Source organism: Candidatus Protofrankia californiensis (genome assembly GCF_900634765.1).
Classification (GTDB): Bacteria; Actinomycetota; Actinomycetes; order Frankiales; family Frankiaceae; genus Protofrankia; species Protofrankia californiensis.
The window spans coordinates 718-16,056 of the sequence record NZ_CAAAFT010000106.1; the positions used below are offsets into that span (position 1 = coordinate 718).

Here is a 15,339-nt window from a genome sequence, read left to right on the forward strand (position 1 = left end):
CCGTGGGATCACCCAGGACGTCACGATCGTGTCCGGCCATGTCGACCCGTCGCATCCGGGCTCGACGGTCGACTGGGATGCCGTGGCGACCGGCGCCGGGACGGTCATCATCCTCATGGGCATCGGTGCACTGGAGCGGATCGCCGCCGAGCTGATCAAGCGCGGGCGTGCGCCGTCGACTCCGGCCGCGGTGATCTGCAACGGCGGCAGCCGCGATCAGCAGGTGGTCACCGGCCCGCTCGCCGACATCCCAACCCTGGCCGCGCAGGCCGGCATCCAGCCGCCAGCCGTCATCGTCATCGGAGAGGTCGTCACTGTGCGGGAGCAGATCGCGGCTTTCCAGGAGAAGATGGCTTGATCCCGCGGCGACCGCCCCACGCGATGATCAACTCACGGCGACCGGGGAGTTGGGCTTCCGGCAGCGCGAGAAAAAGCATGATCGCGCTACCTTTGGCCCTCCGACGGGTCCTGCCCGAACCGCCGAGCAGAACCGGAGCCACGACGATGACTCAGCATGAGCGTCGACCGGCGACCGCGGTGGATACCAGCCTGACGGCCACGCCCGAGCAGTCACCCGAACCCCGGTCACCCGAACCCCGGCCATCCGGGCCCCAGTCACAGGTGACCCGGCCATGGGTGGGCCGGCTGCGGGCGGCCCGGTCATGGCTTACGCAGGGCCTGCGGCGATTACGCGACTCCGTGGACGCGATCGTCGAGGCGGGCCTTGCCGCGACCGTGGCCTGGTTGCTGGGCGTGCATCTCGTCGGGAACGATCGGCCGTTCTTCGCGCCGGCCGCCGCGCTGATCGTCCTCGGGGTCACCCGCGGGCAGCGGATCCGGCGGGCCCTGGACATCTGGGTCGGTGTCGCGGTGGGCGTGCTGACAGCCGACGTGATCGCCCGTGCCGCCGGCCCGACCAGTGTCTGGTCGGTGGTGGCTGTCACCGTTCTCACGCTGTCCGTGGCCGCCTTCCTCGGCGGCGGGGTGATTCTCATGGTGCAGGGAGCGGTATCCGCCATCTACGTCGCCGTGACCACGCCGACGGACGGCAGCCTCGTCCCTGCCCGGTTCTTCGACGCGCTGGTCGGCGGCGCCGTCGCCATCGCCGTCAACCAGCTTCCGTTGCGCGCCGATCCGTTGACCGAGCTGGCCGACGAGTCCTCGCCGGTGTTCGAGCGGCTGGCCGACGTCCTCGACAGCGTCGCGGCCGCGCTGAAAGCCGAGGATCACGACGCTGCCAGGCAGGCGCTGGACGACGCGCGCAACGTCGATCCCGCGGTCGCGGCGTTCCACGATGCGGTTGCCGTGGCCGAGGAGTCGGCCCGGCTCGCCATCCTGCGCCGGCGTCGTCCGCCGTCACTGGTGGCATACAGCGAAGCCGCCATCAAGATGGATTACGCGGTGCGTAACGTCCGTGTCCTCGCCCGGTCCGCGGCCATGCTGCTGAGGCTGGGCGGCCCGGTATCGCCGACGCTCGTCGACGCAACCAGCCAGCTCGCCGAGGCGGTCCGCGCGCTGGGCGGATATCTGACAGCGCTGGTCGGGGAGCAGGCCGGGGCACATCGGGGCAGGAGCACGCGAACGCGGGCGCGGACGACGGCCCTGCAGGTCGAGTCCGCGCGAGCGGACGCACACCGCAGCGCCATGCGGGCCGTCCGGCTGGCCGCGCAGGCACTGTCGCCGGAACAGACGCTGCCCGCCGTGATGATTGTGGGCCAGGTCCGTTCGGCCGCCGTGGACCTGCTGCTCGGCATGGGTCTTGAGTTCGACGAGGTCATGCACGCCACGGACGAGGCACTCGGGTTCGCCACCGACGACACATGACCACGGTGTGCGCCCCGGTTGGAGGGGGTGCATCGGCTGGACGCCCGGTCGGACGTACGGATGTATCGGATCTCGCTGCAGTCAGTCGAAACGGATTGCGGTCAGGGTGCGTGCGCTGCGGCGGTCGATGATCTGGATCGACGACCATCCCTCGCGGTACAGCGCTGCCGGGTCCGCGCTGCGAAGCTGGGCCCACGCCTGTTCGTGGCGTCGGAACGCGCGAGAGCGCACGGTCCGGCCCCGTGCCCGTTGCCCTGCGAGCGCATCCGCCGGCGGTGTGTCGATCAGAATGAGGTGAGCGGGCCGGTGGCGTAACCGGGCGAGTCCGGTGATGGCCTGGCGCGCCCATCGCCGCGTCCCGCACTCGTGGACGACGAGGTCCCCACGGTGCCAGGCCGTCATCCACGCGATCCGGGCGTAGTGCAGGGTGTGCACCGCGGGCCGGTAAAGCCGGTACGGCGCGCGAGGCCCGAACCGGGCCCGCAGGGCGGTCCGGACGCCCGCGGAGTCCAGCACCAGCGGCCCGGCGTCCTGGCCACACTCACGCACGTCCGTGGTGTCGCCGAACATGCGTCGGATGAGCGTGCTCTTGCCGGCTCCGGGGATGCCGGCCACGACCAGCACTGTGCCGCTGGGGTAGCGCAGCGTCCAGCCCTCGCCGGCCGGATCGCCGGCACGCGTGGGTCCGGATCCGTCGAGGGCAGAGGTATCACGCTCAGTCGTGTTGCGGTCGGTCGTGTCACCGCCTCCCGCCTCAGCGTCCGCCGAGTCCCGGCCGGACGTACTGGCACGCAGGCCTGCGCCGGGGCTGGACAGTCCTGGTTCGTACCCGCCTGGAGATCCGAACAATCGGGACGTCATCGGGCTGTCTGCCGGGGCCGGTTCACGGCGATCAGAACCGGTTCACGGCGATCAGAACGAGGTGAGACGCAGGATTCTGTCATCGCTGTCGCGTGGTGAACCACGTCCATCAGTGTTGCTGGTCGTAACCCATAGTGACCCATCGGGAGCGGCCACAACAGTGCGTAGGCGTCCGACTTCGCCGTCCAGAAGGGCATGGGGTGTGCCGGCACCCTTTCCGTCAAGAGGAACGACCCACAGCCGCTCGCCGCGGAGTGCGGCCGCGTACAGGGTGCTGCCGATGATCGCGGCCCCACTCGGGGATGCCTCGGTGGGTGTCCAGGTGACGAAGGGGTTGGTGAAGCGCCCGCCGTCGGTGTCGCCCCTGCCCTCGACAATGGGCCATCCGTAGTTGTGCCCGGCCTGGATCAGGTTGACCTCGTCGTAGGCGTTCTGGCCGAACTCGGTAGCCCACAGCCGGCCGGCGGAGTCCCAAGCCAGGCCTTGGACGTTGCGGTGGCCGAGGCTGTACACGAGCGAGTGCGGGTCGGGGTTGTCGGCCGGCACCGAACCGTCGGGACGCATCCGCAGAATCTTGCCGTTCAGGCTGGACGCGTCCTGAGCCCTGGCCCTTTCCGAGGCGTCACCCGTACCAGCGTAGAGCATGCCGTCGGGTCCGAATGCGATACGCCCACCATTGTGGACCGTGGCCTTCGCGATCCCCGTGAGAATCGGTTCGACGGTCGCACGCGGTGCATCGCCCAACGGCAGTGGGAATCTCACGATCCGGTTGTCGGTGTCGGTGGTGTAGTAGGCGTACACGACGTGGTCGGTGGCATAGCTGGGGGAGACCGCCAGACCGAGCAGGCCGCCTTCACCGGCGTCGGTCGCGACGTCAGGAATGCGCATGACCTCGGTGGGCACGCCGCCATTCGCCGGCACCTGCATGATGCGGCCGCTGTCGCGTTCGGCCACCAGCGCGGAACGATCGGGAAGGAACGCCAGGCCCCATGGTGCTCGCAACCCGCTGGCAACCGTCTCCGGCCTTTGTGAACCATTCTGGCCGGAGCCGGTGGAGGTGTCCGCGGGATCCCCCGCCCGGGAAGGATCGGTCGAGGCACAGCCGGCAAGGACGATGCCGGCCAACCCGATGACAGTTGCAGCCGTGCAGGCGAGCAGGGTTCCACCGGCGGGACCGCGGCCGCCCGCTGCTCGGCCGGCGCAACCGCGCGGCCGCAGCATGCTGACGAACGGCATCTGCTCTCCTCATGGTCAACATCCTGACGGCCGGCGACGGTGCATCGCCTCCATACGGGATACCTGTCCCAACGTTCCGTTCACGCCGTGCGTGCCTTGGAACGACCGAGGACAGGGCTGCCCGGCTCCCGACTCAGCCGTGATGGGCGGCCAGCAGAACCAGCATCAGGAGCACCGCCACGATAGCGATCAGTAGTTGCGGAGTGATCGCGAAGGAGGTGTGGTGCATCGAGTCACGGGCCGACCGGCAGGACGGGCACCGTGCCTCGGCCACTGGTCCGGCGCATCGGGCGCATATCAGGTCCTCGCAGCACATGCCGTCGACCTCCCTTGCGTCCGGTTGGCGAGCCATGATGGCCAACGTCCGGCCGCCGCGTTCACGGCCTGACCCGCACAATGTCTGGCGGTCAAGGAAAGTTCCACTATCAGGCGAGCAGTCGACGCTGTCTACCTACCCGCCTGTCGGGTGTTCACCCACACCGGCGACCGCGGCCGAACCGTGACCGAAGCGTCACCGAACCGCGGCTGACGGACCCGCTGGCAGGTCCGGTTGAACGGTGTACCGGTAATCCGGTGCGCGCGCCAGCATGTGCCCACCGGCACGTGCCCGACAGCACGTCGAAGTCCGTACATGCGCGTTGGGTAACGACGAGGGCGTCTTGGTCTAGTATCGGTTGCTGACGCAGTGTGTCTGATCGGATGCTCATTGGTCAAAGGATATGCGATCATGGTTCTTTTTGCGTGCTCGGAGGTCCAGGGAGGCCGGGAGCGCTAGTGATGATATGTATGAAATCGGTAACCAAGCGTTACCCAGGCAGTACACGTCCCGCCCTTGACGACGTCAGCCTCGAGATCACCGCAGGTGAGTTCGTTTTCCTGGTCGGCCCGTCGGGTTCGGGCAAGTCCACCTTCCTACGGTTGCTGCTGCGGGAGGAACGGCCCACGTCCGGCGTAGTCGAACTCGCCGGCCGTGACGTGGCGCGTATCTCCGACCGCCGGGTGCCGCTGTTGCGCCGCCAGGTCGGCTGCGTGTTCCAGGACTTCCGGCTGCTTGCGAACCGGACCGCCGCGGGTAACGTCGCCTTCGCCATGGACGTCACCGGTCGTCCGCGCCACGTGGTCCGCACGGTCGTACCCGAAGTGCTCGATCTGGTCGGGCTCGCCGGCAAGGAGAACCGCTACCCCGACGAGCTTTCCGGCGGTGAGCAGCAACGGGTCGCGGTGGCCCGGGCCCTGGTCGCGCGTCCCCAGGTGCTGCTCGCCGACGAACCCACCGGCAATCTCGACCCGGCCACCGGCTCTGGGATCATGAATTTGCTGGGAGCGATCAACCGGGTGGGAACGACCGTCGTCATGGCCACTCACAACGCCGCCCTGGTGGATACCATGCGCCGCCGGGTCGTCGAGCTTGAGCACGGGACGCTCGTGCGCGATCAGGCGTGTGGTGGTTACGGGCCGGCTCTCTAGCGGGTCGAGGGCAGTACGATCATGATTCTTCCACGCCCGGGGTTCCTGCCGTCTCGGCTTCGCCCGTCCGACAGCTCCGACAAGCTCGGCAGGTTCGGGAGGCTCCAGCTCCCCGGGCCGCTGAGCGATCATGAGGAAATGACCGGCATGCGCGCCGGACCGCTGCTCGCGATCGGTGTCACCAGCCTGCGGCGTAACCTGGCGATGTCCGTCGCGGTGATCGTCACTGTGACGATCTGTCTGACCCTGGTCGGCGCCGGGCTGCTGTTGCGGGTCCAGGTCCACACGGTCGACGGATTCCTCCTCGACCGGATCCAGGTCGTCATCGACCTGAAGGACGACATCTCCGGCGCCGAACGTGATGCCCTCGCAGCCGACCTGCGCACCGACCCTCTGGTGCAGGACGTCCGCTACGAGGACAAGGCGGATGCGTTCGCGCGTTTCAAGCGTGACTTCCACAACTCGCCCGACGTCGTCAGCGGGGTGAGCGCGGACGACCTGCCTGCGTCGTTCCGTCTCACCCTCACCGACCCGCGTCGGGCCGGTGAGATCACCATCTACTACACCGGGCGGGATGGGGCCGACCGGGTCCGCGATCAGCGTGCCCTGCTCGCCCCGCTCTACCGGATCCTGGACGCCTTCACCATCGGCGCGTTCGCTCTCGCCGCCGTCCAGGCGCTGGCCGCGTTCGCGCTGATCTACACGATGATCCGCGTTTCCGCACACGGGCGGCGGCGGGAGACTGCGATCATGCGTCTGGTGGGGGCGACGAACGGGACGATCCGGGCTCCGTTCGTGCTGGAGAGCGCCGTCACCGGGATGGTCGGCGGATCACTCGCCGCGATGGCGCTGATCGCGGGCAAGGTCTACCTCGTCGATCACAGGTTTGCTCGCCAGACCGCGTTTCCGCTTTTCGGCTGGGACGCGGTGTGGGCCGCCGTCGCCAGCGTCCTCCTGATCGGCACCGGGGCGTCCGCGGCGATGGCTTTTGTCGCGCTGCGCCGCCACCTGCATGTTTAGGAGGCTGCCGGAGGCCCTAGTTTTCAGGTTGCTGGATGACCGAAGGCTGCGTGATCATGTTTTTCCGCGCGGCCGTCGGCGTCGGCGTAGCCTCGGTGGAACCTGGTAGGAAAGAATGAGGTACACCGAACGTGGCAAAGGAGACCGGCAGGAAGCTGGTTGCGCAGAACCGGCGGGCCCGGCACGACTACACCATCCTCGACACCATCGAGGCCGGGATCGTGCTGCAGGGCACCGAGGTGAAGTCGCTGCGCGCGGGCCGGGTATCCCTGGTGGATGCCTTCGCGCAGATCAGCGAGGGGGAGGCGTGGCTGCACGGCATGCACATCCCCGAATACACCGAGGGCACGTGGACGAACCACGCGCCGCGGCGGCGTCGCAAGCTCCTGCTGCACCGCGACGAGATCGCCAAGCTGGTCGGCAAGACCCAGGAGGGTGGCCTCACCCTCGTCCCGCTGTCCCTGTACTTCAAGGACGGTCGGGCGAAGGTGGAGGTCGCGCTGGCCCGGGGGCGCAAGACCTACGACAAGCGCCACGCGCTCGCCGAGCGGGACGCATCGCGCGAGGTCTCCCGAGCGCTGGGACGGCGGGCCAAGGGCCGCGACGACTGATCCCTGCCGATCCGTACCGCCCCGAACCGACCGACGTGCCCAGGCGATCGCCGTGCCCGGGCTGGCTGGCCTGCCCGGGCTGGTTGATTCCAGCGCAGTTGGTCCCGGGCAGTCGGCTTGGCGACCGATGCGTCGGCGGGAACACGGCCGGCGCGCTCGACGTTGGCCAGTGCGTGTCGTTGTGCGGCGACTCGGGTAAGATGGTTTTGGAATCAGCATCGGTCAACACAACAATGATCAACGTAGTGTGAACTGACATGACACGGGGGTGACCGGTTTCGACTCCGGACGTCGGGATAGGGGAAGCGGGCCGAGGATGAGCGGTTATCTCGTAAACGATCCGCTCGAAGAAATAACTGCCAACAAGTCGCAGTCTGCTACACCCCGCACTTTCGCCCTCGCGGCCTGAGCGGGATTAAGTAGCCGTCAGCCTGAGAGTTCCTCCGGCTCAGGGTCTGGCGTCGCCAGGAGGATCACCTTCTGATCCGGTCACGGGATCGGAAGGAACATCTCACAGTGACTGAGCCCACACCGGCTTGCCTGCGTGACCGGTGGGGCTGAGAAACAAGAAGCAGGCTGCGCCCGGAGAAGCCCTGTTGCGGGGCCGGAGGACGCGGGTTCGATTCCCGCCACCTCCACGCGTTGGCTTGGCGTGCTCGCTGGACTGTGTTCAGCTTCGCCGGTGGTCGTGATGTCTGCCCGGGGGGCCGAGCCCCCCGGAGCCCCCACGGTCCTATGGCTGGCTGCTCGGCTCGCCGCCGCTTGACGACGCTTGCATTGTGCAGGCATGCCTGTTGCTGTGACAATCCGCTGTGTGCCTGGCCGCGGACGGGGACGACATCCTCACATCCGATCCGGGCGATCTACGTGCGCTCGCGCACGTCGCTGGCGTACATGTCGAGCTCATCGCCGTGTAGATCGGCCAGTGCCCAGGACGTCCACCGGCCGGCCTGCCGGCCGCTCCGGATGCCCCGCTGCGCGGGCGGGGGCTTCGCCGCCCGCACCCCTTACAGTCCTATGGCTGGGGACACCGGCGGGGCGGCAACCACCCATCCCAGGGTGGGTGTGTCCGGCGTCCGGTGCGCGTAGGGGACGTGGGCCGGGGTCGACCGCGTTCTCCACCGCCATCTGCGGGTGGATGTGCATCTGTGGGAAAGCCACCCTCACCCTGCCGCTGCGGCAACCCCTCGCCCGGATACTCGACCGTGCCGCGATACCACGCGCGGACGTCCTCACCGAAGCGGCCTATGAGCTCATCATGAGCCGCCAGACCACCTGGATCACCCTCGGTCACGAGCCCACCACCGGCGAGCTCGCCACCTACGCCCAGTTGGTGGTCGGCCTGGTCGGCCTGGGATGCCGTTGAATCGCTGGACGGGGAGGCCGCGCCGCGCCGCGCAGGTGAACCCGGATCGTCGAATGTCCTCGTGGCCTGTGGGTTCTGGCGCGCTACCGCTCACGGTTCGTGAAGATCATACGTCCGATTCGTGAAAATCATGCGCCGGATGTGGCGTTGACCAGGAAGAATCATCTGGAGGCGGCCCGTTAGGATAGCGACCACACCCCACGTCCCGGAGAGCTTCGATGACTCGACTGAGCAAGTCCGTCGATCGTGCCACGGCCCTGCTCGCGAACGCGAACCTCGCCGCGGATGCGACCGTGCGCGAACTGCTGGAAGTAACGAGCGAACGTCGCGGTACGGACCTGTCTGATCTGTCACCGGCCGAGCAGGCTGCGCTCATCGCCCAGCGCTCCCAGGAACTCCAGCCGTCGGCGGACGCCCTGGCCGGACGAATCGTCGAGGCGGCGAAGAAGGACAGGCCGTTCGTCGCCAAGTTCGGTATCGACCCGACCGGCCACGAGGTCCACCTGGGCCACGCGGTGCCGATGCTCATCCTCAGCCGCATCCAGCGGATGGGGCACCAGGTGGTGTTCATCGTCGGCGACGTGACCGCCAAGATCGGTGATCCCAGTGGCCGCTCCGACGAGCGGCCCGCCCTGACCGACGAGGACATCGCCCGCAACCTTGCCACGTACCGCCAGCAGGTCACCCCGTTCTTCGACTTCGAACGTGCCCAGTTCCGTCACAACGGCGACTGGCTGCGCGAGATCAAGCTGCCTCAACTGATCGAGATCACTGCCCAGATCCCTGTCTCGATGTCGCTGCAACGTGAGGACTTCCGCAAGCGGCTCGACGCCGGGCAGGGGCTCTCCCTGGCCGAACTGCTCTACAGCGTCGTCATGGCGCTGGACTCGGTGGAGATCAACACCGACCTGGAGGTCGGTGGCATCGACCAGTTCCTCAACATGCAGATGTGCAGGCACGTGATGCACATCCGTGGGCAGGTACCCGAGCTGGTGGTCGCCACGTCCCTGATCGAGGGCACCGACGGCACCGGGGCCAAGATGAGCAAGTCCAAGGGCAACTACGTGCCGCTGACCGCACCTGCCGGCGAGATCTTCGGGAAGATCATGTCTGTGCCGGACCGGCTCGTGCAGCCCTACTTCCGGGCGCTGAGCGAATGGCTCGACTCCGAGCTGGCCGTCACCGGTGAGCGGGTGGCCGCCGGGTCGCTGCACCCGATGGACCTCAAGAAGATCCTTGCGGGGGAGGTCACCGCCGCCGTCCACGGTGTCGACGCCGCGATGAAGGCGCGGGAGGAGTTCGTCGCCCGTTTCTCCAGGCGCACCTTCGGCGACGTCGAGGATCTGCCCACGATCGCCGACCTGGGTCAGTCGGTGACCGATGCGGTGAAGGCGCTGGGCTTCGCCAAGAGTAACGGTGACGTCCGCCGCGTTGCCCAGCAGAACGGGCTCCGCCTCGTGGTCGAAACCGAGGGTGACCAGGACCAGATCACGCTTACCGCCGACGAGGCCCGTGAACCCCTCGCCGCCCTGCTCAAGGACAAGCTGGGCGACCGGACCGGCGACTGTTACCTCAAGGTCGGCCGCAAGCTCGCCCGGATCACCGCCACCTCCTGATCTCAGGGTGTGGGCAAGTCCGTTGCGGCGCAGCGCAAGATATTTTGCCTACTGATGCCGGTGGGGCTTCGCAATGGCGGTATCTCCCAGCGAGAAGAAGATCGGGACGGCCCGTTCATCTTCGGTCGGCGCAATCACGCCGAAAAACGATAGGCGGAACCCCCCGGAGTGAGAAAGGCGGCTCCGAGTAGATCACTTGCTTTGGAGTGACCGAGGATCAGTGTGTTATGAGCCGGACCGTCCTGTCTCGGTTGCTCTTACTCGCAATCCGCTGCGTCTCCCAGGCATGGTTCGGGCGACTGGCCGGAGGCGAGCAGGCCGATGACCACGCGCCGCAACGCGGCGGTGAGGATCGCCTGCTCGTCGGCGCTCAACGGTGCGAGGACGTGCCGCTTGGCCAGGTCCAGGCGCGCCGTCATCTCCTCGTGTTGGCGCAACCCGGCGTCGGTCGGCCGGATGAGCCGGGCACGCCGATCGGCCGGGTCGGGACATCGTTTGACGAGGCCACCGTGTTCGAGGTCGTCGATGAGCCGCACCATGACCGACCGGTCGATGCCGAGGCGGCGAGCGACTTCCAGCTGGTTGCGGGCACAGTCGGTTGCGGTGACGGACAGTATGTGCAGGCCGCGGAGGCCACCGGGGAAGTCCCCGACGGCTTCCTGCGCTGCTTGCAGGAAGCCCTGCAGGACCTGGTTCAGCAGCCAACCGAGGTCTTCGTGGACTTCCGCCGGCAGCTCAGCGGCAGCGATGGTGTCAGTTCCCGCTCCCGACGTCGTCTTCGACGTCTCCGCCTCCGAGTGGTCCACCCCCCCATCCTACTGCTTGTGATCTGAGATATTCTTCGTGAGTGATACGTGTAGTTACAGACGATCGTGGCTGCACACGGTTTTACTGCGCATTCGTTGGCCCGATCGAGGAGATCACATGCCCACGCTCCTGCATATCGACTCAAGCGTCAGCCCGACCTCGGCGTCCCGAGCGGTTGCCGGCCAGTTCACCACTGCCTGGACCGAAAGCCACCCCGGCGGCACGGTGATCTACCGTGACCTCGTGGCCAACCCGCCTGCACACCTCGGCTGGGAAGCCGTCAGCGCTTCGGTGACCCCGGCGGATACGCGGTCGCCGGAGCAGGCCGCGGCCTGGGCGGAGCGTGAGGAGCTCATCGCCGAGCTTGAGGCGGCGGACGCTCTGTTGCTGTCCGTCCCGATGTACAACTGGTCGATCACGTCGACCGTCAAGGCGTGGATCGACGCCGTCATCGTCGTCGACCGGACCGTCAGCCTGACGGGCGGGTCTGGTGCGCTCAGCGGCAAGCCGGTCACGATCGTCACCGCCCGCGGCGGGGCGTACGGCCCGGGCACCCCCCAGGAGGGCAACGACTACCAGGAGCCCTACCTGCGCCACGTGCTCGCGGCGCTCGGCGCGACCGACATCAACTTCATCAACGTCGAACTGACGCTGGCCTCGGTCACCCCGGCCATGGCCGATCTCATCCCGCTCGCCGAGCAGTCGCGGGCCGTGGCGGAGAAGGCGGTTGCGGCCCGCGCGGCAGCCTGAGCGGCGGCTCTCCAGCCGCTGGCAGCCTGGATAGGTACGCAGCGCGCCCAGGACGTTCTACGCCTGGGCGCGCCGGCGACCCGTATCCGGGACTTCACGGTCGAAGCGGCAGCGCCTTGCCCGGGTTGAGGATCCCGATCGGGTCGAACGCCTGCTTGATCGAATCATGCAGTGACTGCGCTACCGGGTCCAGTTCGTCGGCCAGGACGCGCCGCTTGATCACACCGATGCCGTGTTCGCCGCTGACCGTCCCGCCGGCCTTCAGGGCAAGGTCGAGCAGGTCGTCGAATGCGGCGAGTGCGCGCCGGCCCGCGTCCGGGTCCTCGCGCGGATACACGATCATCGGGTGCAGGTTGCCGTCCCCGGCATGACCGAAGGTGCCGATCACGACATCCCTGGTTGCGGCGATGCGTTCGATGCCGTTGATCGTCTCGACGAGGCGTGAGCGCGGTACGGCGATGTCGTCGAGCAGCCATGCGCCAAGGCGCTCCAGCGCGGGGAAAGCGAGCCGGCGGGCGCCCAGGAGCATGTCGGCCTGCACGGGATCTTCCGACCGGTAACTCTCGGTCGCGCCCGCGGCTTCGCAGACGCTGACGACGGCGTCGGCCTCGGCCTCGCCGGCCTGCCCCGGCAGGTCGCTCTGGGCGAGGAGCAGGGCGGCGGCGGAGGTGTCCAGGCCCATGGGCTGGAAGCGTTCGACCGCGGCAAGCGTCGTCGCGTCCATCAGCTCCAGCAGGGACGGCGTGGCAACAGTCATGATTGATTCGACCGCCCGGCCGGCGCTGACCAGGTCCGGGAACACCGCGATCGCCGTGGTCGGGGGAGCGGGAAGCGGTCGCAGCCGCAGGCGGGCCTCGGTGACCACACCGAGGGTGCCCTCGCTGCCGACGAACAGGCTGACCAGGTCGTAGCCGGCCACCCCCTTGATGCCGCGACGCCCGATCCGAGTGACCCGTCCGTCGGCCAGCACCACCTCGAGGCCGAGTACGGCGTCGCGGGTGCTGCCGTACTTCACGCAGCACAGGCCGCCGGCGTTCGTCGCGATGTTGCCACCGATGGTGCACCAGTCCCGGGACGCTGGATCCGGCGCATACCACAGGTCATGGGTGCGAGCGGCGTCGCGTAACCGCTGATTGATCACCCCGGGTTCGACGACCGCGTACCCGTCGGCGGGACGGATGTCGCGGATGGCGTCCATCCGGTCCAGGCACAGCACCACGCAGCCGTCGGTCGCGTTGGCCCCACCGGACAGCCCCGAACCCGCGCCGCGGGGGACCACCGGCACACCCCGGGCGTGCGCGGCGCGCATCACCGCCTGGACCTGCCCGGTTGTCCGGGGGAAGACCGCGACGACCGGTTGTCCGGCCTCCGCGCCGCTGGCCTGATCGTTACGGTAGGGGAGGAGAAGATCCGGGTCGGTTACCACAGCGCCGTCCGGCAGGTCCGCTTCGAAGGCTCCGACCAGAGTTTCCCTGCTTGTCCGCATCCGCGTCACCCACCGACAGTAGAACGAGCCGGGGGATCAGCGTGAACGAGCGCGGAAGCAACGTGGGAGCGAGCGCGGCCCTGCGTCCCCGGGTGCCCCGAGGCTGCCCCGAGCGTTTCCGGGTGCGCGAGGCTGCCCTGTCCGGCATCCGGGCGGAATGCTCCCGCCCCCACCTGGGGTGATGATTCCTGCGCCGCAATCACGCCCGGCCCGCCCGGCGATCCGCCTATAATGTCTGTGGGCGCAGGCCGGGAGGGCTCATATGAAATTCGAGCTGTTGAAAGCTCATGGTTCCAGCAACGATATATTCATCGTGGACGGCAGACCCGACCAGCTTTTCGCGGCGCCGACCGAGGTGGCGGATTTCGTCCGACTCGTCTGCGACCGGCGGGGGCCGCTGGGCAGCGACGGGCTGTACTTCGTCGATGATTCGCAGGCGGTACCGGAGGCGTTCTTCTTCAATCCCGACGGGTCGTCCGCCAAACTGTGCGGAAATGGCCTGCGGTGTGTCGGTCGACTTGTCCTCGAACGCCGCGGAGTCGATGCGCTGAACGTCTCGACGGGTGGTGGGCGGTTCCGGGTCGAACGGATCGTGCCGGTGGCTCCCGGGGTGTGGAGCGTGGCTGTCGAGCTTCCCCCGGTGACGTTTCGCGCGGCCGATGTCCCTGTCGTGGCCATAGGTACCGAGCATGTCGACGCGGTTATCCCGGCTCTGCACCCAAGTCTGCGCTTCACCGGTGTCGCCGTTCCCAATTCGCACCTGGTCGCGATTGTCGACGACTACGACGAGAACGAGCTGATCGCCGTGGGATGCGCGGCGGCGCACCTGCCGGAAGTTCTCCCGCTGGGCGCCAACGTGTCGTTCGTCAGGCAGCTCTCCAGGCCGGCGGAAATATTTGTCCGCACGTTCGAGCGCGGTGCCGGGCTGACACCGTCCTGCGGCTCCGGTGTGGTTGCGTCCCGCACGGTGTATTCGAGGCTTGGTCATGCCCCGGCGGACGAGGCGCTCGTGGTCCGCAATCCGGGTGGATGTTCGACATCCCTTCTCCTGCCCGGCGCGGGCGGCTCCCTGATTCCCCGGCTGGAAGGTAACGCGACTTTTGTCTATCGCGCCGTCGTTGACGCAGAGCAGCTTGCGCATGCCGATTGGGGAGATCTGGACGTCGACGTGCTGACCGATGAGATTTCCGCGTATGAGCTGTTCCACGAGGACAACCTGCGGGCGATCCGCGACGGCGGGGCAGCCGTGTAGTCGCACAGCCGCGTGTCGCAGGCCCGTCGGCGCCGGGGTCAGGCGGTATCCCACCCCCTGGCGATCGTTCCAGTCCGCCGCCGAATAACCGACGTTTTCTACCTACTGTCGCGACGGACGCCCGTCAGCTGTAGGTGGGAACAGCTGCTATAGCAGCTGTTCCCACCTACAGTTTCCTCAGCTGGAGCGATCGGCGGGTCCTGACTTGATGGCCTCCACCAGCTGGCCCAGCTTCTCCTCGGGCAGGTTCCGCGCGAGGTCCGATTCGCTGATCATTCCTACCAGCTGGTTGTTCTCGATGACGGGCAGTCTTGTGACCTTGTGGTCCATCATCTGGTGCAGGACCTCGTCGATGTCCGCACTCGCGTCGATGTAGAACGGCCTGCCCTGGCTGAGCTCCCTGGCCCGGGTCGTTGCCGGGTCCTTCCCCTCGGCGAGACATTTGATCACAATGTCGCGGTCGGTAATGATTCCCTGAAGTCTGTTGTCGTCGCCACAGATCGGCAGGGCACCGACGCCGAGGTCTCGCATCCTGCGGGCGGCATCGGTGAGAGTTTCGCTCTCGCCGATGCATTCGGCGTCCCTGTGCATGATCTCTTGTGCTGTAGTCATGCGGCTCCTTTCTCTACGCTCACGTCTCGTGACTATCCGATGGCACGACCGCGTGAGGTGGCTCGTGCTGCCGGGAGCCTGCAGGCGTCCGGGAGGCTCAGGTTCCCGGCCTCACTGGTGGTACCCCGCCATCCCCGGTCGCATGCTGTGCGCGGATATGTTCACGCGTGCGGCGCACCTGGTCGCGGGAACGACCCGTGGTTGGTTTTGCTGCGACGGACCCCTGTCGGATTGGCGACAGTCGGGTCCAAAAGGCCGGTAACGAGTCGGGATCAAAGGATCGGTAGCGCTATGACATAGCTCACAAAAGTATCGATCCCGGATCGTCCAGCGGCAGAACAGGGGTCGGTGGAACACCGGGGACCGGCGGGCTGGCGGCCCCCTCCGCCGCCAGCCCGCCGGTTTCGGGCTATCTCTTCTCCCCCGGTACC

The 15,339-nt window shown here is 67.7% G+C and carries 16 protein-coding genes and 1 other RNA gene; 10 read left to right on the forward strand and 7 right to left on the reverse strand.

Translation table 11 applies throughout. From position 1 onward, the window contains the following. Both DD1DGNOD_RS06400 and DD1DGNOD_RS06405 read left to right on the forward strand, forming a co-directional pair. On the forward strand, nt 1-358 hold a 358-nt coding region (locus DD1DGNOD_RS06400; protein WP_241255508.1), incomplete at its 5' end, for a uroporphyrinogen-III C-methyltransferase. A 146-nt stretch (nt 359-504) separates the two neighbouring features. Then, nucleotides 505-1,824, forward strand: coding sequence for an FUSC family protein (locus DD1DGNOD_RS06405; protein ID WP_165036477.1), 1,320 nt, complete (start codon nt 505-507; stop codon nt 1,822-1,824). 81 nt (nt 1,825-1,905) lie between these two features. Here DD1DGNOD_RS06405 and DD1DGNOD_RS06410 read toward each other — a convergent pair whose 3' ends face one another. The 3 genes from DD1DGNOD_RS06410 to DD1DGNOD_RS06420 all read right to left on the reverse strand — a co-directional run bounded on the left by DD1DGNOD_RS06410 (nt 1,906) and on the right by DD1DGNOD_RS06420 (nt 4,237). Continuing rightward, complete coding sequence (locus tag DD1DGNOD_RS06410; protein ID WP_131769661.1) at nt 1,906-2,685, reverse strand: AAA family ATPase; 780 nt, start codon at nt 2,683-2,685, stop codon at nt 1,906-1,908. A gap of 51 nt (nt 2,686-2,736) precedes the next feature. Next, complete coding sequence (locus DD1DGNOD_RS06415) at nt 2,737-3,921, reverse strand: PQQ-dependent sugar dehydrogenase (protein ID WP_131765684.1); 1,185 nt, start codon at nt 3,919-3,921, stop codon at nt 2,737-2,739. A gap of 133 nt (nt 3,922-4,054) precedes the next feature. After that, nucleotides 4,055-4,237 carry a hypothetical protein gene (locus DD1DGNOD_RS06420; RefSeq protein ID WP_131765685.1) on the reverse strand — a complete coding sequence of 61 codons (183 nt, stop codon included), beginning with the start codon at nt 4,235-4,237 and terminating at the stop codon, nt 4,055-4,057. Between the two features lie 461 nt (nt 4,238-4,698). On the opposite strand from DD1DGNOD_RS06420, the gene ftsE reads away from it, so the two are divergent. From ftsE to ssrA, 4 genes are all read left to right on the forward strand, one after another. Further along, nucleotides 4,699-5,388, forward strand: a complete 690-nt coding sequence (ftsE, locus tag DD1DGNOD_RS06425) for a cell division ATP-binding protein FtsE (protein ID WP_131769662.1) — start codon at nt 4,699-4,701, stop codon at nt 5,386-5,388. A 147-nt stretch (nt 5,389-5,535) separates the two neighbouring features. Beyond that, a complete protein-coding gene (gene ftsX, locus DD1DGNOD_RS06430; RefSeq protein ID WP_131765779.1) occupies nt 5,536-6,408 on the forward strand; it encodes a permease-like cell division protein FtsX in 873 nt (290 codons plus the stop codon). Nucleotides 6,409-6,539: 131 nt separating this feature from the next. Further along, nucleotides 6,540-7,019, forward strand: coding sequence for an SsrA-binding protein SmpB (gene smpB, locus DD1DGNOD_RS06435; protein ID WP_131765686.1), 480 nt, complete (start codon nt 6,540-6,542; stop codon nt 7,017-7,019). Between the two features lie 264 nt (nt 7,020-7,283). After that, nucleotides 7,284-7,660: a transfer-messenger RNA gene (ssrA, locus tag DD1DGNOD_RS06440) on the forward strand. Nucleotides 7,661-7,882: 222 nt separating this feature from the next. Here ssrA and DD1DGNOD_RS26605 read toward each other — a convergent pair. After that, a complete protein-coding gene (locus DD1DGNOD_RS26605; protein ID WP_165034792.1) occupies nt 7,883-8,023 on the reverse strand; it encodes a hypothetical protein in 141 nt (46 codons plus the stop codon). Nucleotides 8,024-8,157: 134 nt separating this feature from the next. Between DD1DGNOD_RS26605 and DD1DGNOD_RS06445 the strand changes: the two genes are divergently transcribed. Further along, the gene (locus DD1DGNOD_RS06445) at nt 8,158-8,385 is read left to right on the forward strand and encodes a hypothetical protein (protein WP_131765687.1); all 228 of its coding nucleotides are present in this window, start codon (nt 8,158-8,160) and stop codon (nt 8,383-8,385) included. 218 nt (nt 8,386-8,603) lie between these two features. Then, nucleotides 8,604-10,001 (forward strand): tyrosine--tRNA ligase, encoded by a 1,398-nt coding sequence (gene tyrS / locus DD1DGNOD_RS06450; protein ID WP_131765688.1) that lies wholly within the window; start codon nt 8,604-8,606, stop codon nt 9,999-10,001. 257 nt (nt 10,002-10,258) lie between these two features. Here the strand turns inward: tyrS and DD1DGNOD_RS06455 are convergent, their stop codons facing one another. Next, nucleotides 10,259-10,807, reverse strand: a complete 549-nt coding sequence (locus DD1DGNOD_RS06455) for a MarR family winged helix-turn-helix transcriptional regulator (protein ID WP_241251280.1) — start codon at nt 10,805-10,807, stop codon at nt 10,259-10,261. A gap of 118 nt (nt 10,808-10,925) precedes the next feature. Between DD1DGNOD_RS06455 and DD1DGNOD_RS06460 the strand changes: the two genes are divergently transcribed. Next, nucleotides 10,926-11,558, forward strand: coding sequence for an FMN-dependent NADH-azoreductase (locus tag DD1DGNOD_RS06460; protein WP_131765689.1), 633 nt, complete (start codon nt 10,926-10,928; stop codon nt 11,556-11,558). A gap of 94 nt (nt 11,559-11,652) precedes the next feature. Here the strand turns inward: DD1DGNOD_RS06460 and DD1DGNOD_RS06465 are convergent, their stop codons facing one another. Beyond that, the gene (locus DD1DGNOD_RS06465) at nt 11,653-13,044 is read right to left on the reverse strand and encodes an FAD-binding oxidoreductase (RefSeq protein WP_131765690.1); all 1,392 of its coding nucleotides are present in this window, start codon (nt 13,042-13,044) and stop codon (nt 11,653-11,655) included. Nucleotides 13,045-13,306: 262 nt separating this feature from the next. Between DD1DGNOD_RS06465 and dapF the strand changes: the two genes are divergently transcribed. Beyond that, complete coding sequence (gene dapF, locus DD1DGNOD_RS06470) at nt 13,307-14,296, forward strand: diaminopimelate epimerase (protein ID WP_131769663.1); 990 nt, start codon at nt 13,307-13,309, stop codon at nt 14,294-14,296. A 177-nt stretch (nt 14,297-14,473) separates the two neighbouring features. Here the strand turns inward: dapF and DD1DGNOD_RS06475 are convergent, their stop codons facing one another. Continuing rightward, a complete protein-coding gene (locus DD1DGNOD_RS06475; protein WP_131765692.1) occupies nt 14,474-14,908 on the reverse strand; it encodes a CBS domain-containing protein in 435 nt (144 codons plus the stop codon). Nucleotides 14,909-15,339 lie beyond the last annotated feature (431 nt).